Origin of the sequence: Lysobacter sp. MMG2 (assembly GCF_016735495.2) — a bacterium.
GTDB lineage: Bacteria > Pseudomonadota > Gammaproteobacteria > Xanthomonadales > Xanthomonadaceae > Lysobacter_J.
Window position 1 is genome coordinate 1,434,299 of the sequence record NZ_JAERQY020000001.1, and the last position, 19,806, is coordinate 1,454,104.

A 19,806-nucleotide genomic window follows, 5' to 3' on the forward strand; every position below is an offset into this window, starting at 1 on the left:
AACTGATACGGTTTTTCTGTCGAATTCTGATTCTACTTCAACTGATACGGTCGCCCTAGACTGCGGCCACTTCCCCCGCCCGAGCCTGCCGTGTCCGAAGGCGTCCAGCTGCACCTCGCCCTGATCCTGTTCGCGCCGTGGTTCGCGGTGCTGTCGGTTTTGTTCTGGCGCTATCCGCGACAACCGCGCGGCCCGGCCCGCTCGCTGTTCGACACGGTTGCGCTGACGCTGGCAACGGCCGCCGCTTTCGGCGGCATGTACTGGGGCATGGCGCACGCGGACGCGGGTTTCGGCCCGATGTGGAAGCAGGTCTTCGCCACCTCGATCGCCTATGGCCTGTACCTGGGCGTGATGGCGGTGGCGTTGGTCGCTCGCATCCGCTGGCTGGCGCGCGCGTCCTCCTTCTCTCCTACCTGATGGGCTGCCCATGAAGACCCTGATCGTTGTCGGATTCCTCGCCCTGATCGTCTACAACCTCGGCGCCGCGCTGTTCTACATGCTCACCGACCGAGGTGAGAGCAAGCGCGCGGTCAACGCCCTGACGCGTCGCATCGGGTTGTCCATCGCCCTGATCGCAATGGTCGCCGTCGGCATCGCCAGTGGCTTCATCCAGCCCCACGCGGTCGGCGCCTGACAGCCGCCGAACGGTCCTCCGCGCGCGCGCGGTTGCGTTTGAATGGCGTGGCCGGCGCTTTGATCGAGATCAAGCGCCCAATGTGAACGGGTTCCTAACATGCCGCCGACCCCGGCCTACCGCTCGGGAGTGCCTACCCATGCAAACCCAACCCGAAACTTATAACGACAAGATCGTGCGCCAGTTCACCGCGATGACGGTGGTCTGGGGCATCGTCGGCATGCTGGTAGGCGTAATCATCGCCGCCCAGCTGTACTGGCCGGCGCTCAACTTCGACCTCCCATGGCTCAGCTACGGCCGACTGCGACCACTGCACACCAATGCGGTGATCTTCGCCTTCGGCGGTTGCGCGCTGTTCGCCACCAGCTACCACGTCGTCCAGCGTACGTGCCACGTGCGCCTGGCCTTCGACAAGCTGGCAGCCTTCACGTTCTGGGGCTGGCAACTGGTAATCGTCGCCGCCGCCGTCACCCTGCCGCTGGGCCTCACCCAGGGCAAGGAATACGCCGAGCTGGAATGGCCGATCGACCTGCTGATCGCCGTCGTGTGGGTGAGCTACGGTGTGGTCTTCTTCGGCACCATCGTCAAGCGCCGCGTCAAGCACATCTACGTGGCCAACTGGTTCTACGGCGCGATGATCATCACCATCGCCCTGCTGCACATCGTCAACAACCTGGCGATGCCGGTGGGCGCGTTCAAGTCGTACTCGCTCTACACCGGCGCGGTCGATGCGATGGCGCAGTGGTGGTATGGGCATAACGCGGTCGGTTTCTTCCTGACCGCCGGCTTCCTGGGAATGATGTACTACTTCGTCCCCAAGCAGGCCAATCGCCCGGTCTACTCGTACCGGCTGTCGATCGTGCACTTCTGGGCGCTGATCGCCATCTACATGTGGGCCGGCCCGCACCATCTGCAGTACACCGCGCTGCCGGACTGGGCGCAGTCGCTGGGCATGGTGTTCTCGCTGGTGCTGCTGGCGCCCAGCTGGGGCGGTGCGATCAACGGCGTCATGACGCTCTCGGGCGCATGGGACAAGCTGCGCACCGATCCGATCCTGAAGTTCCTCATCGTCGCCGTGTCGTTCTACATGATCGCGACCTTCGAGGGACCGATGATGTCGATCAAAACGGTCAACTCGCTCTCGCACTACACCGACTGGACCGTCGGCCACGTCCACGCCGGTGCGCTGGGCTGGGTCGCGATGATCTCCGTCGGCGCCGTCTACTCGATGCTGCCGCGCCTGCTGGGTCAGGAGCGCATGTATTCGGTGAAGGCGATCGACCTGCACTTCTGGCTGCACACCATCGGCGTGGTGTTCTACATCGCCTCGATGTGGATCGCCGGCGTGATGCAGGGCCTGATGTGGCGCGCCACCAACCCCGACGGCACGCTGACCTACAGTTTCGTCGAAGCACTCAACGCCACGTATCCGTACTACCTGGGCCGACTGGCCGGTGGTGTGATCGTGCTGAGCGGCATGTTCGTGATGGCCTGGAACGTGATCCGTACCTGGCAGCAGGCGCGTGACCTCGTCCCGACGCCCGTGCTTCCGCCCGACACTGCGAACGCACACGCCTGAGGCCGCCCAGATGAGTCATTCTCACGAGAAAGTCGAAACCAACGTCGGCCTGATGGCGGTGCTGATCGCCGTGGCCGTCTCCTTCGGTGGTCTGGCGGAAATCGTCCCGCTGATGCACCAGGCCGAAGCCATCGAACCGTTGCCGGGCGTGAAGCCCTACCCCGCGCTGCAACTCGCCGGACGCGACGTCTACGTCCGCGAGGGCTGCTACAACTGCCACTCGCAGATGGTGCGCACGCTGCGCTTCGAGACCGAACGCTACGGCCATTACTCGCTCGCGGGCGAATCGGTCTACGACCGTCCGTTCCAGTGGGGCAGCAAGCGCACCGGACCCGACCTGGCACGCGTCGGCGGCCGCTACTCCGACGACTGGCACCGCGTGCACCTGCTGAACCCGCGCGATGTCGTGCCCGAATCCAACATGCCCGGTTTCCCGTGGCTGGCGAAGAACACGGTCGACGGCGCGCAGGTCGAAGACCGCATGCGTGCGCTCAAGACCATCGGCGATCCGTACACGGCCGCCGATATCGCCGGCGCGAAGGCTGCCGTCGAGGGCAAGACCGAACTCGACGCCGTCGTCGCTTATCTGCAAGGTCTCGGTCGCCATGCGCCGAGGGGAGGCTGAGATGCTGTCCGGAATCGTGACAACCGTGCTGCTGGTGCTGTTCGTGGCCGGCTGGATCTGGGTGTGGAGCCCGAGACGAAAGAAAGAATTCGATGCGGCGGCGCGACTGCCGCTCGATGAAAGTAAGGAGATGCCGCAATGAGCGCCGGCTGGTCGTGGTTCGTGATCGCGCTGGTCGCGATCAATATTCTGGGTTGCGTGTGGCTGATCTGGTGGACCGGCAAGCGCCGGCCGGGCGATCCCGCCCCCACCGACACCAGCCATGTGTGGGACGGCACCCTCACCGAGTACAACAAACCGATGCCGCGGTGGTGGATCAACCTGTTCTACATCACCATCGTCTTCGCCATCGGCTACCTCATCTACTTCCCGGGCCTGGGCGCGTATGCAGGCGTGAGCAAGTGGAGCTCCGCCAAGGAGCAGGCGGCCGACAAGGCACGCGACGACGCCAAGCTCGAGGCCGCCTTCGCGCCGTACGCAGGCAAGTCGATCGACGTCATCGCGCATGATCCCAAGGCCGTGGCGCTGGGCCGCTCCATCTTCAACAACACCTGCGCCACCTGCCATGGTTCGACCGCGCAGGGTGCCATCGGCTATCCCAACCTGACCGACCAGGTCTGGCACTGGGGCGGCACGCCCGACGACGTGCTGCATTCGGTGCTCGACGGCCGCGAAGGCGTGATGCCCGAATGGGGCAAGGTGCTGACCGGCATGGGCGGCGACAACGCGGTGGACTACGTGGCGGCCTACGTGCGCACGCTGTCGGATCCGGACAGCATGCAGAACAACTACATGGCTGCTCAGGGCAAGTCGCTCTACGAGGGCGTGTGCATCGCCTGTCACGGCGTCGACGGCAAGGGCAACACCGCCATGGGCGCGCCGGATCTCACCGACGACTACTGGCTGTACGGCAACAGCAGCGACAGCCTGCGCCAGACGATCAGCAACGGCCGTCACGGCGTGATGCCCGCATGGCGCCAGACGCTCGGCGAGACCCGCGCACGCCTGGCCGCGGCCTATGTCTGGTCGCTGTCCCACCCGACCAAGCCTCCCATTACCGCCGCGAAGTGACCACCCCATGAGGGGCACGCCATGACCGTGCAGGAACCGCGATTCGACCACCCGCCCCGACCGCTCTCGCAGCGGCTCGGGGCGATCCTTTGGCCAAGCTTCTTTGCCGCCTGCGTGGCGACGATGGTGTTCTTCGCCTTCGTCGACCCGCTCGCACTGCGCGACATGACGTTCCCCCACCTGCCGATGACGCGCACGCTCGGGTACAGCCTGGGCTTTTTCATGTTCTGGGTGGCCACCGCCGCCTCCAGCGCATTCACCTGGGTGCTGCTGCGCCCGGCCAGTCGTTTCAACCGGCCGCTTCGGCCGGAGTAGTACCGGACCTGCAATGAGCAAGAAAATCACGATCGACCTTGTCGAAGACACCGGCAGCGCGCTGTACGTCAGCGAGCGCAAGATCTACCCGCGCAGCGTGAGCGGTGTGTTCCAGACCTGGCGAAATGTCGCGGTCGTGGTGTTGCTGGGCATGTTCTACGTGTTCCCCTGGCTGCGCTGGGACGGACGTCAGGCGGTGCTTTTCGACCTGCCGGCGCGCAAGTTCTACGTGTTCGGGCTGAACTTCTGGCCGCAGGATTTCTTCCTGCTCTCGGTGCTGCTGATCATCGCCGGCCTGACGCTGTTCTTCTTCACCGCGTTGGCCGGCCGCCTGTGGTGCGGCTTCGCCTGCCCGCAGACGGTGTGGACGGAAGTGTTCCTGTGGATGGAGCGCTGGACCGAAGGCGATCGCAACGCGCGCATGAAGCTCGACGCCGGCCCCTGGAACGGCACGAAGGTCTTGCGCAAGGGTGCCAAGCATCTGCTCTGGCTGGTGTTCGCGCTGTGGACCGGCTTCACCTTCGTCGGCTTCTTCACGCCGATCACCGACCTGGCCGCACGCGTGCCGCTGATTGGCCAGCCGCCCGGCTGGGGCGGCTGGGAAACGTTCTGGGTGTTGTTCTATGCGCTGGCGACCTGGGGCAACGCCGGCTTCCTGCGCGAGCAGGTCTGCAAGTACATGTGCCCGTATGCGCGCTTCCAGAGCGCGATGTTCGACCGCAACACCCTGATCATCGCCTACGACCCGATGCGCGGCGAACCGCGCGGCCCGCGCAAGCGCGGCCTGGGCAGCGTGCTCGAACGCGCGCGCGGCCTGCTCGATGTCGCCACCGCCTACAACTACGTGTTCCGAGCCGCGCGCCAGGGCAACGCCGTCGCGCTCGAGGCCGCCGGCACCACCGCCGTCACCGACGTCGGCCTCACCGCCGAACCGCTGCCGAAATTCGCGCCCGAACAACTGGGCGACTGCATCGACTGCACGATCTGCGTGCAGGTCTGCCCCACCGGCATCGACATCCGCAATGGCCTGCAGTACGAGTGCATCGCCTGCGGCGCGTGCATCGACGCCTGCGATTCGGTGATGGACAAGATGGGCTACCCCAAGGGCCTGATCCGCTACTCCACGCAGAACGCCATCGACGGCAAGCCCACGCGCGTGGCGCGTCCGCGCGTGCTCGTCTATGGCACGCTGCTGGCCGCGTTGTGCGTGGCCTGGGCGTGGGGCGTCGGCCATCGCAGTCCGCTCATCGCGGAGGTGCTGCGCGACCGCAACGCGCTTTACCGCGAGACGGCCGACCAGCGCATCGAGAACACCTACACGCTCAAGCTGATCAACAAGGACATGGAGCCGCGAAGCTTCCGCATCCGCGCGCAGGGCCAGGCCGGCATCACGCTGGTGGGCGGCGAACAGACCATCGACGCCGCCGCCGAGGAAGTGCTCAACCTGCCTCTGGTACTGTCGGCACCGAAGGACGTACACGGCAAGCAGCCGGTCACCTTCCATGTCGAGCGTACGGACGGCGCGGCCAGCGCCAACGTGGAATCCAACTTCTTCGGACCGATGTGATGGAACAGCGCGGACGCACCCGCAATCCCGTGATGTGGCTGGTGATCGGACTGCCGATCCTGGCCGTGGTGGCCGGCGTCGGGCTGGTCGTGATCGCGCTGCGCAGCGGCGGCGACGACGCCGTCATCGACACCGTGCAGCGCACCGCGCAGATCCAGACGACCGAACTCGGCCCCGACGAGCGCGCGCGGGAGATGAAACTCTCCGCGGTGCTGCGCGTGGATCGCCGTGGCGTCGAGCTGCTGCCCGTGGACGGTGGTTTCGGCGACGGCCAGGTGCCGCGCGATGTGCCGCTGACCCTCGCGCTGTCGCACCCGAGCCAGGCCACACAAGACCGCACGCTCGAACTCCGGCCCAGCGAGCTGGGCTGGCACGCGGACGTGGACCTCCCGCTCGACCACGACTGGCTCCTGCAACTCACCCCGAACGACCGGCAGTGGCGTCTGCACGGCCGCCTCGTCGCCGGCCAGCAGGCCGCGCACCTGGCGCCGGCGCTCGCCGGCGAATGACGATGGACGCGGCGCTGCCCCTGCGGGACACGCGCGCCGCCGAAGCCGGCGGTTGCCAGCACTGTGGCGAGTCGCTGCCGCCCGACGCGGTACGCGCCGACGGCCGCGCCTTCTGTTGCAGCGGTTGCGCCGCGGCGGCGTCGTGGATTCGCGATGCCGCGCTGGGCGATTACTACCAATTGCGCACCTCGCCCGCCGGACGCGTGCAGGCCGAGGCGACGGACTTCAGCGCGTGGGACCGCGATGTCGTGCTCGCCGAACACAGTCGCACCGTGCCCGGCGGACGCGAGATCACCGTGCTCACCGACGCCATGCGCTGCGCCGCGTGCGCGTGGCTGATCGATCGCGCGCTGCGGCGCCTGCCCGGCGTGCTCGATGCGGGCGCGAACGCAGTGACCGGTCGCATCACCGTGGCGTGGGATCCGCAGCGCACCGCGCTCTCCACGTTGATGCAGCGCCTCGCCGCGCTCGGTTATCGCCCCTGGCTGGCGACCGGCGACGCACGCGAGCAGGCCCAGCGCATCGAACGCCGGCGTTGGCTGATGCGACTGGGCGTGGCAGGCCTGGGCGCGATACAGGCGATGATGTTCGCCGAAGCGCTCTACCTCGACAGCGCCCAGCAGATGCCTGCGGCGACGCGTGACTTCTTCCGCTGGATCACCTTCCTCGTCTCCACGCCGGTCGTGTTCTATTCCGGCTGGCCGTTCCTGGAAGGCATGTGGCGCGAACTGCGCGGCCGTCGCATCGGCATGGACACGCTGATCGCCGGCTCCACCCTGCTCGCCTACTTCGCCAGCCTGGTCGAAACCCTGCGCGGCGGCGTGCATGTCTGGTACGACGCGGCGGTGATGTTCGTGCTGTTGTTGCTGGTGGCACGCATGTTCGAGCAGCGCGCGCGCGGCATCGCCAGCGCGCAGGTCGATGCGCTCGCGCGTGCGCGCCCTGCGCTGGCGCTGCGCGAGCGGGGCGACGGCGCGCCGGAACAGATTCCGCTGGGCGAACTCGTGGTCGGCGACGTGCTGCGCGTGGCCGCCGGCGAAGCCGTGCCGGCCGATGGCGTGCTTCTGGATCGCGCCGCGTCCTTCGACGAGGCGCTGATCACCGGCGAATCCACGCCCGTGCGACGCGAGCCCGGCGACGCGGCGCTGGCCGGCAGCGTCTGCCGCGAGCAATCCGCGCGAGTGCGCGTGACGCGCACCGGCGCGGACACCTGGCTGTCGCAGCTCACGCGGCTGGTCGAGCAGGCGCAGTCCGCGCGGCCACAGCTGGCGCGCGTCGCCGAACGCGTGGCGGGCGGCTTCGTCGTCGCCCTGCTGCTGTGCGCCACCGCTACGTACGCGTGGTGGCGCGTGCACGATCCAGCGCGCGCACTGGAAGTCACGTTGGCGCTGCTGGTGGTGAGCTGCCCCTGCGCGCTTTCGCTGGCGATCCCCACCGCGCTGACCACCGCCCACGGCGCGCTCGCGCGCATGGGCGTGCTCGGCTTGCGTGGCGATGCGCTGTCCACGCTCGCGCGAATCGACCGCGTCATGCTCGACAAGACCGGCACGCTGAGCAACGGCCGTCCCGAACTCGACCGCGTCGCCGTCTTCGCCGACATGGACCAGGCGCGGGCACTGGCCATCGCGGCCGCGCTGGAACACGGCAGCGCGCATCCGCTCGCCCAGGCATTCGCGCATGTGGAGACCGACCTCGCCGCACGGCACGTCACCAGCGTCGCCGGCCAAGGGGTCGAAGGCGACATCGACGGCGTGCGTTGGCGGCTGGGCCGCGCCGAGTTCGCCGCGTCAGGCGTGGACGACGGAGCGCTCTGGCTCGGCGACGGCACGCGCGCGTTCGCGCGGATGACGGTGCGCGAAACCATGCGCGAGGATGCCCGCGCCGCGATCACGGCCCTGCATCGCGCGGGACTCGCCGTCGAGCTTTGCAGCGGCGACGCGGACGGCGCGGTCGCGCGCTTCGCACTTCAGGTCGGCATCGAAACGTTCCATGCGCGCCAGACGCCCGAACAGAAACTGGCGCAGGTGCGGACGGCGCAGGCACGCGGCGAGATCGTGGCGATGGTCGGCGACGGGCTCAACGACGCACCCGTGCTGGCAGGCGCCGACGTCTCGCTCGCGATGGCCGAAGGCGCCGCGCTGGCGCAGCGGGCGGCGGACTTCGTCATCACCAGCCCCTCGTTGTTGCGCGTTCCGCAGGCGATCGTGCTGGCGCGACGGACGCAACGCATCGTCCGCCAGAACCTGGCCTGGGCACTGGGTTACAACATCCTCGCGATCCCCCTGGCCGCGACCGGCCACGTCACGCCGTGGATCGCGGCGGTCGGCATGGCCGCATCCTCGCTGCTGGTGACGCTCAATGCATTGCGGTTGAGCCGGCGCGACGCCGACGACACGCGGAGGTCCGCATGAACATCCTGCTCCTGCTCGTTCCGATCAGCCTGGTCCTGCTGGGCATCGCCATCGGCGCCTTCGTCTGGGCCGTGCGGCGCGGACAGTTCGACGACCTGGACACACCGGCCATCGACATCCTGCGCGACGACCCGCTGCCCATGCGCGCGCCCGAGCGCGCCATCCCGAACGACGACCCGCCACGTCATGACGATTGACTGGCTGACGCTAGGCGCGGCCTCGCTCAGCGGACTGCTGGGCGGCGCGCATTGCGCCGCGATGTGCGGCGGCATCGCCACGGGCTTTTCCGCAACGGCGCAACGGTCGATCGCACCGGCGATCGAAGCGAACCTGGGACGTGTCGGCGGCTACATCATCGCCGGGGCGATCGCCGGTGGCCTGGGCCACGGCATCGTCGGCGTGGCGCGGCTGGACGGTCTGGCCACCGCACTGCGCATGCTGGTCGGGCTGGTGCTGGTGATCGTCGCGCTGCGTTTGTTCGACCGCCACGGTCGCTTCACCTCGCTGGGGCGTCCCGGCGCGCGGATGTGGCGCTGGTTGCAGCCGCTTCAGGCGCGTCTGTTGCCTGCGGACTCGCGCGCGAAGCGTCTGGGCCTGGCGGTGCTGTGGGGCTGGCTGCCGTGCGGGCTGAGCACGACGCTGCTCGCGGCCGCATGGTTGCAGGCCAGTGCGCTCGGCGGTGCGCTGACGATGGCGGCGTTCGGCCTGGGCACGCTGCCGGTGATGCTGCCGCTGACCTGGAGTGGCGCGCGCCTGGGACGCTGGTTGCAGACGCGATGGCGCAATGCCGGCGCAGCGCTGGTGATGGCCGCAGGGCTGCTCACGCTGTCGGCCCCGTGGCTGATGCAGGTGCCGGAACTGCACGCGGTGCTTTCCGCGCTGGGCTGTGTCACGCCGTCGGCGTGATGCCGACAGGGAAGTACCGACGGGATCGCCTGAGAGAGCGGGCTCAGCGTGCGCGACGCGCGCGCGATGCGTTGTCCGCTTCGGCACCGTGCGCAAGGCGCGTCAGCTCTTCGACGTCGAGAATCTCCACGCGCCGGCCGTGCACCAGGATCACTTCGTCTTCCTGCAAACGCGTGAAACCGCGGCTGACGGTTTCCAGCGCGAGGCCGAGATAACGCGCCACATCCTCGCGGCTCATCGGCAACTTGAATGCGGTCGGCGACTGTCCGATCTGGCGGAAACGCTCGGTCAGGCCATGCAGGAACAACGCGATGCGTTCGTTCGCCTGCCGCCGCACCAGCATGCCCATGTGGTCGTGATCGCGGTTGAGGCTGTGGCCGATCACGCGCAGCAGCTGCTGCTGCAGGCCGGGCAGTTGCGCCGCGATCTCGGTGAGCTGGTCGAACGGCACTTCGCACACGTTGGCCTCGCCCAGTGCGATCGCCTCGCATCGGTGCGCGCCGCCGCCCAACGCATCCAGGCCGATCAGTTCGCCCGGCAAGTGGAAGCCCAGCACCTGTTCCTCACCGTCCTCCGTCACGCTGACCGTCTTGAACGCACCGTCGCGCGCCACGTACACCGATGCAAGCGGATCGCCGATGCGGAACAAGCGCTCGCCGCGGCCGATGGCGCGACGGCGGCGGACGATGTCGTCCAGGCGCTCCAGTTCCGGCCCGGTGATGCCCGCCGGAAGGCAGAGCTGCTGCAGCGAACACTGCGAGCAACTGCGGCGCAGGCGGGCCAGATCAAGGGCGGAGGCTTCGTTCATGGTGGCCGTATTGTCGCATGCGCAACGCCGCGGCCGCGCTCCAACCCGGACTTTGGCCGTCGATCGCCCTGAAAAGCGAAAGGCGGCCGAAGCCGCCTTTCGCGCCACACACCCGAAGGTTCCGCCCTCTCGCGGGGCTCGCCGGACGCCACCGAACATCGGTGCCGACCGCGACCCGACTGTGCGCCCGGCCGGATGAATGCCAGCGCGCCCGGAGTCCGGCCATGCACGCGCGCTTAACCCCGTGCGCTGCGAATTCTGCTTATGACGGGAATGCGGCCAATGGCGTCACTGGCCTGCGCACTGCGGGCTCGCGCAGATGCTGCGCGTCTGCATCATGCGATCGGTCGCCTGCTGGCCGGCCCGCGTCTTCGCGCTCTCGCGTTCTTCAGCGCGTTGCTTGGCGGTCTTGCACACGCGTTCGACCTTGTGGCTGCCGGTGGATTTCACGCGCTCGCAGATCAGGCGCTCTTCGTCGGCCTTGGCGACCTGGCTTTCCTGCGGCTTCGCCTGCTCCTGCGCAGGCGCCGTCGCGGCGGTGGATTCGCGCGCCATGGCGGGCGTCGCGCACAGGCTTGCCAATACGGCCAACGCCAGCATGCATGTCTTCATGAGTGCCTTCCCTGTTTGATGATGTGGGCCCCGCATCGGGCGGGAATTGCTTGCCACGCGCACGACGCTCCCCGCGCGGCACGGCGTTCGATCTTAGGAGCGCGCATCACCACGCGACGCGCCTTCACGCCAAGCGCCAGATTGGGTAAAGCCGCACCGCGCGATCGCGCCCACGCGCGTCCCGCGCCGGAAAGTTCCAGTCGCGGGACAGAGCATCCCCCGATTCCGGCCTTTGTTCCGCGCATGGAACTCCCATCTCCTCCGTGCAGCGACGGCCGTCCAGGCATTCCGCCAGGGCCCGTCGCACGGAACCGCCGCTCCCTCCCCCCTTCGCGGCGCCCCGATGCAGGAGTCCATTCGCAATGAAGAAGAACAAGCTGCTGTCCACTGCCCTCGTCGCCGTCATCGCCAGCGCCGCCGCCTTTGGCGCGCAGGCCGCCGACAAGGGCTTTTACGCCGGTGCAGGCGTGGGCCAGTCCTTCGTGGACGAAGGTGCCTACGACGATGAAGACACCGCGTTCTCGGTCTTCGGCGGTTATCAGTTCAACCGCTATTTCGGACTTGAAGGCGGCTACGCCGATTTCGGCAAGCTCGAGCCGCGCGGCGCGGGCCCGGAACTGGAAGCCAGCTCGGTCTACCTGACCGCCGTCGGCACGTTGCCGATCACCGACAAGTTCTCCGCCTACGCCAAGGCGGGCATCCAGCGCTGGGACCTGGACACGGCGATTCCGTCCGTCGTCGGCAATAGCGACGACAGCGGCACCGATCCGACCTACGGCCTGGGCGTGCAGTACCGCTTCACCGACCACGTCGCGCTGCGCGGCGAGTACAGCCGCTTCGAGATCGAAGACACCGATCTGGACCTGGCCCAGTTGCAGGTCCGTTACGACTTCTGAGTCAGGACGCGTCTGCATACGACCAAGGCCGCCGGTGAGAACCGGCGGCCTTTTTGCTGATCGAGGTTGCAAGGGAGACTGGCGCCGGCGCCGCGGGACGGGCACTCTCGGCACTGGCCGACCACGGGAACGCCCTTGGAGCAGTCAGACACGTCGCCCGGCACGCTGCGCGCCGTCAGTCGATGGCAGATCGTCGGCCTCTCGATCAACGACGTCATCGGCAGCGGCATCTACCTCCTGCCCGCCGCCGCGGCGGCACTGCTCGGGCCGGCAAGCCTGTGGGCCGTGCTGCTCGCCGGCTTCGCGGTGAGCCTGCTGGTGCTGTGCTACGCGCAGGCGGCGAGCTATTTCGACGGCCCCGGCGGCGGCTACCTGTATGCACGCGAGGCGTTCGGCCCGTTCGTGGGGTTCGAAGTCGGCTGGATGCTGTTGCTGACGCGCATCGCCACCGCCGCCGCGCTCGCCAATGGCCTGGCCGAAGCAGTCACACATTTCTGGCCGGCGGCCGACACGGGCTGGGCGCGCGTATCGATCGTCGCCGGCTCGCTCGGCCTGTTGGTGGCGATCAACATAATCGGCGTGCGCGCGGCGGCGAATGCCGGCGTACTCCTGGCGATCGGAAAGCTCGTGCCGCTGGTGTTGTTCGTCGCGATCGGCGCCTTCCACGTGGACGCCTCACTCGCCGCACCGGCAGGCGCACCGCTGTCGGTGCGTTCCCTGGGCGAAGCGGCGCTGCTGTTGCTGTTCGCCTACGCCGGTTTCGAGAACCTGCCTGCAGCTGCCGGCGAATACCGCAATCCGCGCCGCGACGTTCCGTTCGCCCTGCTGACGATGATCGCCACCGTCACGCTGGTCTACGTGAGCGTGCAGTGGGTCGCGCTGGGCACGCTGCCCGCGCTGGCCGGATCGTCCACGCCGCTGGCCGAGGCGGCCTCGCGCTTCAGCGGCGAAGGCCTGGCGTTGCTGATGACGGTGGGCGCGAGCATCTCGATCCTGGGCACGAGCAGCAACACCGTGCTGATGGCGCCGCGCTACCTGCTCGCGCTTGCGCAGGACGGCTACGGGCCGCGCTGGCTCGGCGCAATCCACCCGCGCTTCCGCACGCCGGTGACGGCGATCGTGCTGATCGGCGTGATCTCGCTGGCGCTGGCGCTGTCGGGCTCGTTCGTGCAGCTGGCCCTGCTGTCGGTGGTCTCGCGCCTGTGCACGTACCTGGGCACTGCAGGTTCAGTGCTCGTGCTGCGTCACCGCCACGGCGACCGCGACGGCGCGCTGCGTCTGCCGGGTGGGCCACTGATTCCGCTGGCGGCGATCGCACTGAGCATCGGGCTGCTCGCCAGCGCGCAGGTCGCCAACCTCATCGCGGCGGCGATCGCGCTGGTGATCGGCGCGGTCATCTACCGGCTGCGCCGCTGATCCTCACGGCGCCGGCGTGTCCGGCATCTGCATCAGCTGAACTTGCAGGTCGAACAGGATTTCCGCATCGCCCGGCAGCCACTGCCCTTCCTCGTTGCCGCGATAGTGGCGATGGAAGGCGCGCAGCGCGGCTTCCGGATCGCGCAGGTCGTAGCCAACCAGACGCATCGCCGCCCACGGATCGAAACCGATCGGCGCCGGTGCCGGATTCGCGCGCGGCCACAGACCGTACCCGGCCTGCGCGAGCCGCTGCCAGGGAAACAGCGCGCTGGGATCGCGCTTGCGTGTCGGCGCGATGTCGCCGTGACCGATCACCAGGTGGCGCGGGATATCCAGTCGACCGGTGATGTCATCGAGCAGCCGCAACAGCGCGGCGATCTGCGCATCGCTGAAGGGCTCGACGCCGTCGTTGTCCAGCTCGATGCCGATCGAACCGGAATTGAGGTCGGCCACGCCGCCCCAGCGCGAGGCGCCCGCATGCCACGCGCGCTCGCGTTCGGCGACGAGCTGGTACAGCCGACCGTCGTCGCCGATGAGGTAGTGCGCACTCACGCGTCCGCCCGAGTTGCGCGTCTGCAAGGTCAGCAACGCCGCTTCCGCGCTCTCCATTTCGGTCTGGTGCAGCACGATCATCTGCGCGCTGCGCGGGTTGTGGTTGGGCGAAGGACGCCACGCCGCCAGCGGATTGCGCTCGGGCGCGGGCGTCGTGGCGCAGGCGACGAGCGTGAGCGCGACGGTGCAGACAACGGCGATGCGATGGGCCTTCATGCGGAGCTTCCCTTGCCGGCGGACATCGCGCCGGCACCGTGCCGGAGCTTCGCGACGCTTCGCATTGTTCCACACCGCATCGCACGCTGTGTTCGGGCGCTCACTTGGGCCAGAGGAAATCCGTCTTGCCCAGCGGCACGCCGGCCTTGCGCAGGATCGCGTAGGAGGTGGTGCAGTGGAAGAAGAAGTTCGGAAGCATGAACTCGCTCAGGTAGGCCGCGCCTTCGAAATGACGATCGCCTCCGCTGCGCGTGCTGAGCGTGATGGTGCGCGTCTCGCCGGCATCGACCTGTTCGGCGGTGAACGTGCCGATGTAGTCGATCGCACGCTCGATGCGCGCATACAGCTGCTCGAAGCTCGTCTCGTCGTCTTCGAACTTCAGCGCTTCCACGCCGGCCATGCGCGCGATGCCGTTCTTCGCGGTGTCGGTGGCCATCTGCACGTTGCGCACCAGCGGCGCCATGTCGTCGATCAGGCGCGATTGCAGCAATGCGTCGTCGGCGATGCCTTTCTGGCGCGCGTGCGCCTGCCCGACCTCCAGCACATGGCGCAGGTTGCGCAGCGCGCGTTGCACGGTGGGGACGATGATCTGATGGGTGGAAATCGCCATGCGCGCAGTTCCTGTAGGGGGGCGTCCAGCCTACCGTCATGCATTGCGCTCGATTAGTCCGGCGCGGAGGGAAGCGCCGTCCCGCACGCGGGCCAATGCGGAACCGGACGCAGTGCGCGATTCCCCTCGGCACCCTTGCCCTATGCTGTCGACCAACCGAGCCGGCCCGGGGGGACCGACATGGATGCACTGATCGTCGCGCTGCACTTCGCCGTGGCGCACAAGATCGCGGTGATGATGGTGATGATGGGCCTGGCGCTGCCGGCCATCGTGCTCGCGAAGAAGCGGCGGACTGCGGCGTGGAGTGCGGTCGCGGTGCTGATCGTGGCCTTCGCGTTCGGCAACATGTTCTTCGGTCAACGCCTGCTGGGGCGGCTGCTGGACGCGCACGGCGAGCACGGCACCGGCACGATCGTGGCCGTGCACGACACCCGCAGTCGCATGAACGGCCAGCCCGTGAAGCGCTACGACGCGCTGATCCGCGCCGTCAACGGCAGCACGGTCGAAGCGCGCTTCGACGGCTTTTCGTTGCCACTTCACCCCGCGCCGGGCGAGGGCTACCTGTTTCCGCAGCCCGGTGTGGAGTTCCAGGTGTCGTACCTGCCATCGCAGCCGCAGGTGTTCGTCATCCGCACCGATGGCGCGAGCGCCTACGCGCAGGGCCTGCGCTGCGCCGGACTTGCGCGGGCGCTGAGTGCGGCGAAACAGCGCGCGGTGTTCGCACGTGCATCCGCCCAGTACCGCACGGCGCACGCACGGGCCATCGACGCGTACACCGATGCGGGCTGCATCGCCAGCCCGGACCTCACCGAGCGCATGCGTGCGCAGGCGCGCACATTGCGCGGCACGCCGGGCACGTCACCCGGCGCACCCTGACGGCAAACGCGCGATCGCTCAGCGCAGCCAGCCGCGCGCCGCGGCACGTCGCGCGTACGACAGCAGGAACAGCGCGATCAGCAACAGCAGGATCGGCATGATCAGCCCCGCCGGTCCAAGCGCGGCCCATGCAGGCGTCACCGTGAACGTGCCGACGATCTGCACGATCAGACCCAGCAGCGACAACAGGAAGAAGGTCGCCGCCCAGCGCCTGCTCATCAGCAGCCCGATCGCGCCGAGCACGCCGCCGAACACCGCCACGCCGTAAGCGGCCTGCAACCAGGACGGCGTCGATTCGAGGATGAGGCGCTGCTCCGGCGGCATCATCGCGATCTGCCCCGGCGTCGCCGCCAGTTGCATGCAGAACATCAGCACGCCCAGCAGGTTCCACAGCAGCGCCAGGGCGGCGACGATCCAGTACGTCACGGGGCGCGGGGACGAAATGGCGGTGCTCATGGTCGATCTCCGGTCGTATGGCGTGAGGGTCCGGCGAAAGCGTAGGGCCATGCGGCGCTGCGGCATGGCGCACGCCGACGGACGGAGCCCGGCGTAGCGCGCGATCACTCCTTGCGGATCGCGTGCCCGCCGAATTCCCCGCGCATCGCCGCGAGCAGCTTGTCGGCGAAGGAATCGTCCTCGCGCGAACGCAACCGCTCCAGCAGCGACAACGTGATCACAGGGGCCGATACGTCCAGTTCGATCGCCTCGGCCACCGTCCAGCGCCCCTCGCCCGAATCGGCCACGAAGGGCGCGATACCGTCCAGCGTGGGGTTGCGTTCCAGCGCATTCGCGCTCAGGTCCAGCAACCAGGAACGCACGACGCTGCCGTGGCGCCAGATCTGCGCGATCTGCGCCAGGTCGAGCGCGAAGTCCGTGCGCTTCTGCATGATCGCGAAGCCTTCGGCGTAGGCCTGCATCATTCCGTACTCGATGCCGTTGTGAACCATCTTGGTGAAATGGCCCGCACCGCTCGGCCCGACGCGCCCCCAGCCGCGATCCGGCGCCGGAGCCAGCGCTTCGAACAGCGGGCGCAGGCGTTCCACCGCGGTTTCTTCGCCACCGATCATCAGGCTGTAGCCTTCGCTCAATCCCCACACGCCGCCGCTGGTGCCGCAGTCGATGTAGGCGATGCCGTGTTCGGCCAGCATCGACGAACGGCGCAGTGTGTCCTTGTAGAACGAGTTGCCGCCGTCGATGAGCGCATCGCCCGGCGCGAGCTGCGGCAGCAGATCGGCGATGGTGCGATCCACCGGATCGCCCGCCGGCACCATCATCCACACCGCGCGCGGCGCGGCGAGCGCATCGATCATCGCGGCGAGCGACTCCACCGGTTCGATGCCGGCCTGGGCGGCGCGTTCGCGCGCCTGCACGCCCGGGTCGAATCCGACCACACGATGCCCATGCTGCACGAGCCGCTGCGCCATGTTCGCGCCCATGCGGCCCAGTCCGATCATGCCCAGTTCCATGTCGCCTCCGATTCCGGCGGTGGGGCCGCCGCGAGGCCGACAGGATGGCCCATGCGCGCGCGCACTTCATCCCTCGATGCAGGCGCGCGAAGGGGACGTGAATGCCGTGCCGCGCTAAGGGCAGCGTCCGAAGCGCGCCTTCATCGCCTGCGCGCCGACCACGGGCGCCGCGGCCGGCACGTAGTCCTGCAGCGGGACGAACTGCCCCTTGGCGTCTTCGAACACGTAGAGCGAAAAGTCGTCGCCGATGAATTCGACGCGGTAGCCCTCCGGCACCGGCGAGGTCGGGGCGGCGCCGAAGCTGGTGTAGGAGTCCATGGTCACGCGCGTGCGCAGCTTGCGTGCGCCGTGGGCGATCTCCAGTCCGTCGGCGGCGATGCGCACGCGCGGCGCGGACGGGTCGCCGCAGGCCGGCGAGAACGTTCCGCCGTATTGCTTCAGCGACTCCGGCCGCAGGTCCTGCGCCGATGCGGAGGCGGCGGCCAGGCAGGTCAGCAACGCGATGCCGAGGGTCGGGATGCGCATGTCACCGCTCCGTTGGGTCCGGTGTCCGGATCAACGCGGCGAACGCGCGGCCTCGGCCACGCGCGTTACGGAGCTGCGGACGCGTTCAATGCGGCAGGGACGGCGCCTGCACCGGCGCCAACGAATCGCGCTCCAGGCGCTCCTGCTCCAGTGCCGCCAGGTACTCCTCCAGCGTCTGTCCGGCCGCCGCAGCCTCGCGACCCGCGGCGTGCAGCAGCGGCGGCGAGGCTTCCAGGCGGAGTTCGCGCCCCGTGCGTGCCTGCAGGGCGACGACATGCTTGAGCATCGCCAATGCCATCGCGGCGCTGTCGCTGCGTGCTGCGATCTGCCCACCCAGGACCAGCAGCCACTCGCCGTCGCGCCAGGCCACGCCGCCAATGGATGCGTCGTCGGCATCGAGCAACTGCGCGTGCGGCTGCAGCGCTCCGCCCAGGCGGCGGATGGGCCGGCCGGGCTCCTTCTTGATGCGCGCTGTGCGCTTGGCCTTGGAATTACGTGACATGACTCGGTTCGAACGCTCCCTGGGCGCGCATTCTAGGCCGATCGCGTCGCCGATGCGGAGGCGATGGCCGCACCGGTCAGCGCAGCGGCGCCATGACCTTCAGTTCCCGCAGGTTATAGCCTTTCATGGCCGCGCTGGCCTTGAGCCGCTGGAACAGCGCACGGTTCATCTCCGGCGTGCGCGAGAGGATCCACAGGTACTCCCGGTCCGGGCCGCCGACCACCGCCCAGCGGTACTCGGGGTCCAGGTCCACCACCCAGTAGTCCGCCCAGACCATCGGCAGCCAGGCCAGCCACTCCGGCGCGAAGCGCACCTCCAGCGCGCCGGGCTTGCCCTCCACCGGCCGGGCGATGCCTTCGGACACATCGGTCGTGCCGTCCTCGGTGCGGCAGGCATTGCGCACGCCGACCGTGCCGTCCGCGTTGGGCGTGTAGGTCGCGGTGATGTCCCCCACGCACTGGCGCTGGAAGAACATCGGCAGGTGTGCGATCTCGTGCCACTGCCCGCTGTAACGCTGCAGGTCGAGCTGCGCGACCGGCGCGTTCACCTGTTCCTGCGCGCGACACGGCAGCACGAATGCCGCCAGCAGCGCGAGCATCGGCAAGGCAGTGATCGGAAATCGCGGCATGGCGGGTCCTCGTTGCGTGGACCCGCAGGTTCACCGCGCCTGCGTCGTTTTGGCGTGAGCGGTCAATGCGTGAGTGAACGCGACTTCAACCGACCCGAATACGCGAACAGCAACCCCAACCCCGGCAGCGTGACGCGCACATCGAACACGTAGCCTTCACCCGGATCGCTGCGTTTTCCCGCCGCGACGCGCGGCAGCAGCGCCAGCGGCACGCGCATGCCGTTCCACCAGGCCGCGCACAGGCGCCATTGCCATCCGCCGTCCTTCGTTTCCACGGCCAGCGCCAGTTGCATCGGGCCGAGCGTTTCGCGCCAGTAGCCCGACGGCCAGCCGCCGACGGGCACGAAGGTCGATGGCATTTCGTCTGCGTCGTCGAAGACGCGGTGCCAGTGCAGCACGTCCGCATCCGAGGCGATTCGCACGCGCAGACGTGCGGTATCGCGTCCCGGCGGCAGGCCCATGCGGCGTGCGATGCGTCGCCCCAGCCAACCGGCGGCGGCGCGTCCGTACTCGATGCGGATCAGGCCTTCCAGCTCACCGCCGTGGCGGTGCAGTTCGCGCAGTCGCGGATGCAGTCGTTGAAAACCGTCCGCGAACCAGCGTTCGACCGCATGCATCCGGCGCCCTCCCCGTGAGGGCGCCAGTGTGCCTTGCGGCCGGGTTCAACGGAATGGCGACAGCGCCGTGGTGCCGCACACGAAAGACACCGCATGGTTGTGGAAACTGGAGCGACGGCGCGGGCCGTCACCGCATTCCACGCGCGCGGTGTCGCGTTCTTCCTTGCGCGGCACCGGCTCTTCGACCCCGGCCAGCGAGCGCGCCAGGTCGGCGTCGGCAACATGGCCGTGCAGGAACAGCAATCCGGAATAGAGGTTCATGGCAAGACTCCCTGTCGTTCGATGTGCGTCCACGTTAGTGCGCGGGCATGCCTTGAAAAAGCGACGGTTCGGCAAGGCTGTATTGAATGGGATTCAAGGCTCGGGCGACGACGGGGCTCGGTCAGGCGATCGATCGCGCAGTGGCGAAAAAACAGTCCGTCATTCCCGCGAAGGCGGGAATGACGATCGAGCCTTTCCGGGAGC

Annotated in this window: 26 protein-coding genes; 15 read left to right on the forward strand and 11 right to left on the reverse strand. The window is 68.4% G+C overall.

Features of this window, described 5'->3' with window-relative positions:
* Positions 1–90 precede the first annotated feature (90 nt).
* The 12 genes from JI752_RS06515 (at position 91) to JI752_RS06570 (ending at position 9,617) form a co-directional block, all read left to right on the forward strand.
* Positions 91–417, forward strand: coding sequence for a hypothetical protein (locus JI752_RS06515; protein WP_345777324.1), 327 nt, complete (start codon positions 91–93; stop codon positions 415–417).
* Positions 418–427: 10 nt separating this feature from the next.
* Entirely contained in the window at positions 428–634 is a 207-nt protein-coding gene (locus JI752_RS06520) for a twin transmembrane helix small protein (RefSeq protein WP_216960930.1), read from the forward strand.
* A 139-nt stretch (positions 635–773) separates the two neighbouring features.
* Positions 774–2,213, forward strand: coding sequence for a cytochrome-c oxidase, cbb3-type subunit I (ccoN, locus tag JI752_RS06525; RefSeq protein ID WP_216960932.1), 1,440 nt, complete (start codon positions 774–776; stop codon positions 2,211–2,213).
* Positions 2,214–2,223: 10 nt separating this feature from the next.
* Positions 2,224–2,838 carry a cytochrome-c oxidase, cbb3-type subunit II gene (gene ccoO, locus JI752_RS06530; protein ID WP_216960934.1) on the forward strand — a complete coding sequence of 205 codons (615 nt, stop codon included), beginning with the start codon at positions 2,224–2,226 and terminating at the stop codon, positions 2,836–2,838.
* Between the two features lies 1 nt (position 2,839).
* Complete coding sequence (locus JI752_RS06535; protein ID WP_216960937.1) at positions 2,840–2,980, forward strand: cbb3-type cytochrome c oxidase subunit 3; 141 nt, start codon at positions 2,840–2,842, stop codon at positions 2,978–2,980.
* Positions 2,977–3,909 (forward strand): cytochrome-c oxidase, cbb3-type subunit III, encoded by a 933-nt coding sequence (ccoP, locus tag JI752_RS06540; protein WP_216960941.1) that lies wholly within the window; start codon positions 2,977–2,979, stop codon positions 3,907–3,909. The genes JI752_RS06535 and ccoP overlap by 4 nt, the downstream gene beginning before the upstream one ends.
* A gap of 21 nt (positions 3,910–3,930) precedes the next feature.
* Positions 3,931–4,224 (forward strand): hypothetical protein, encoded by a 294-nt coding sequence (locus JI752_RS06545; RefSeq protein WP_216960942.1) that lies wholly within the window; start codon positions 3,931–3,933, stop codon positions 4,222–4,224.
* 13 nt (positions 4,225–4,237) lie between these two features.
* Positions 4,238–5,791: a 4Fe-4S dicluster domain-containing protein gene (locus JI752_RS06550; protein WP_216960946.1), complete on the forward strand. Its 1,554-nt coding sequence runs from the start codon at positions 4,238–4,240 to the stop codon at positions 5,789–5,791.
* Positions 5,791–6,300: a FixH family protein gene (locus tag JI752_RS06555; protein ID WP_216960948.1), complete on the forward strand. Its 510-nt coding sequence runs from the start codon at positions 5,791–5,793 to the stop codon at positions 6,298–6,300. Before JI752_RS06550 ends, JI752_RS06555 begins: the two co-directional genes overlap by 1 nt.
* The gene (locus tag JI752_RS06560; protein WP_254200207.1) at positions 6,297–8,711 is read left to right on the forward strand and encodes a heavy metal translocating P-type ATPase; all 2,415 of its coding nucleotides are present in this window, start codon (positions 6,297–6,299) and stop codon (positions 8,709–8,711) included. Before JI752_RS06555 ends, JI752_RS06560 begins: the two co-directional genes overlap by 4 nt.
* Entirely contained in the window at positions 8,708–8,908 is a 201-nt protein-coding gene (gene ccoS, locus JI752_RS06565) for a cbb3-type cytochrome oxidase assembly protein CcoS (protein WP_216960951.1), read from the forward strand. The genes JI752_RS06560 and ccoS overlap by 4 nt, the downstream gene beginning before the upstream one ends.
* Positions 8,898–9,617, forward strand: coding sequence for a sulfite exporter TauE/SafE family protein (locus tag JI752_RS06570; protein WP_216960954.1), 720 nt, complete (start codon positions 8,898–8,900; stop codon positions 9,615–9,617). Before ccoS ends, JI752_RS06570 begins: the two co-directional genes overlap by 11 nt.
* A 43-nt stretch (positions 9,618–9,660) precedes the next feature.
* On the opposite strand, the gene fnr is transcribed toward JI752_RS06570, so the two are convergent.
* Positions 9,661–10,425: a fumarate/nitrate reduction transcriptional regulator Fnr gene (fnr, locus tag JI752_RS06575; protein ID WP_216960957.1), complete on the reverse strand. Its 765-nt coding sequence runs from the start codon at positions 10,423–10,425 to the stop codon at positions 9,661–9,663.
* Between the two features lie 288 nt (positions 10,426–10,713).
* Positions 10,714–11,037: a hypothetical protein gene (locus JI752_RS06580; protein ID WP_216960959.1), complete on the reverse strand. Its 324-nt coding sequence runs from the start codon at positions 11,035–11,037 to the stop codon at positions 10,714–10,716.
* 362 nt (positions 11,038–11,399) lie between these two features.
* On the opposite strand from JI752_RS06580, the gene JI752_RS06585 reads away from it, so the two are divergent.
* Both JI752_RS06585 and JI752_RS06590 read left to right on the forward strand, forming a co-directional pair.
* A complete protein-coding gene (locus tag JI752_RS06585) occupies positions 11,400–11,933 on the forward strand; it encodes an outer membrane beta-barrel protein (protein WP_216960962.1) in 534 nt (177 codons plus the stop codon).
* A gap of 135 nt (positions 11,934–12,068) precedes the next feature.
* Positions 12,069–13,349 (forward strand): APC family permease, encoded by a 1,281-nt coding sequence (locus JI752_RS06590; protein WP_216960966.1) that lies wholly within the window; start codon positions 12,069–12,071, stop codon positions 13,347–13,349.
* Positions 13,350–13,352: 3 nt separating this feature from the next.
* Here the strand turns inward: JI752_RS06590 and JI752_RS06595 are convergent, their stop codons facing one another.
* Entirely contained in the window at positions 13,353–14,117 is a 765-nt protein-coding gene (locus JI752_RS06595; protein ID WP_216960968.1) for an N-acetylmuramoyl-L-alanine amidase, read from the reverse strand.
* A gap of 100 nt (positions 14,118–14,217) precedes the next feature.
* Entirely contained in the window at positions 14,218–14,727 is a 510-nt protein-coding gene (locus tag JI752_RS06600) for a DUF1993 domain-containing protein (protein WP_216960972.1), read from the reverse strand.
* A gap of 180 nt (positions 14,728–14,907) precedes the next feature.
* On the opposite strand from JI752_RS06600, the gene JI752_RS06605 reads away from it, so the two are divergent.
* On the forward strand, positions 14,908–15,603 hold the full coding sequence (locus JI752_RS06605) for a hypothetical protein (protein ID WP_216960975.1): 696 nt from the start codon (positions 14,908–14,910) through the stop codon (positions 15,601–15,603).
* Positions 15,604–15,621: 18 nt separating this feature from the next.
* On the opposite strand, the gene JI752_RS06610 is transcribed toward JI752_RS06605, so the two are convergent.
* The 7 genes from JI752_RS06610 to JI752_RS06640 form a co-directional block, all read right to left on the reverse strand.
* Positions 15,622–16,059: a hypothetical protein gene (locus JI752_RS06610; protein ID WP_216960978.1), complete on the reverse strand. Its 438-nt coding sequence runs from the start codon at positions 16,057–16,059 to the stop codon at positions 15,622–15,624.
* A gap of 104 nt (positions 16,060–16,163) precedes the next feature.
* Complete coding sequence (gnd, locus tag JI752_RS06615; RefSeq protein ID WP_216960980.1) at positions 16,164–17,069, reverse strand: phosphogluconate dehydrogenase (NAD(+)-dependent, decarboxylating); 906 nt, start codon at positions 17,067–17,069, stop codon at positions 16,164–16,166.
* A gap of 114 nt (positions 17,070–17,183) precedes the next feature.
* Entirely contained in the window at positions 17,184–17,594 is a 411-nt protein-coding gene (locus JI752_RS06620; RefSeq protein WP_216960983.1) for a hypothetical protein, read from the reverse strand.
* 85 nt (positions 17,595–17,679) lie between these two features.
* On the reverse strand, positions 17,680–18,096 hold the full coding sequence (locus JI752_RS06625) for a hypothetical protein (protein WP_216960985.1): 417 nt from the start codon (positions 18,094–18,096) through the stop codon (positions 17,680–17,682).
* Positions 18,097–18,172: 76 nt separating this feature from the next.
* Positions 18,173–18,694, reverse strand: coding sequence for a lipocalin family protein (locus JI752_RS06630; protein ID WP_254200439.1), 522 nt, complete (start codon positions 18,692–18,694; stop codon positions 18,173–18,175).
* A gap of 92 nt (positions 18,695–18,786) precedes the next feature.
* Positions 18,787–19,341, reverse strand: a complete 555-nt coding sequence (locus JI752_RS06635; protein ID WP_216960991.1) for a DUF4166 domain-containing protein — start codon at positions 19,339–19,341, stop codon at positions 18,787–18,789.
* Positions 19,342–19,386: 45 nt separating this feature from the next.
* Positions 19,387–19,602, reverse strand: coding sequence for a hypothetical protein (locus tag JI752_RS06640; RefSeq protein ID WP_216961910.1), 216 nt, complete (start codon positions 19,600–19,602; stop codon positions 19,387–19,389).
* Positions 19,603–19,806 lie beyond the last annotated feature (204 nt).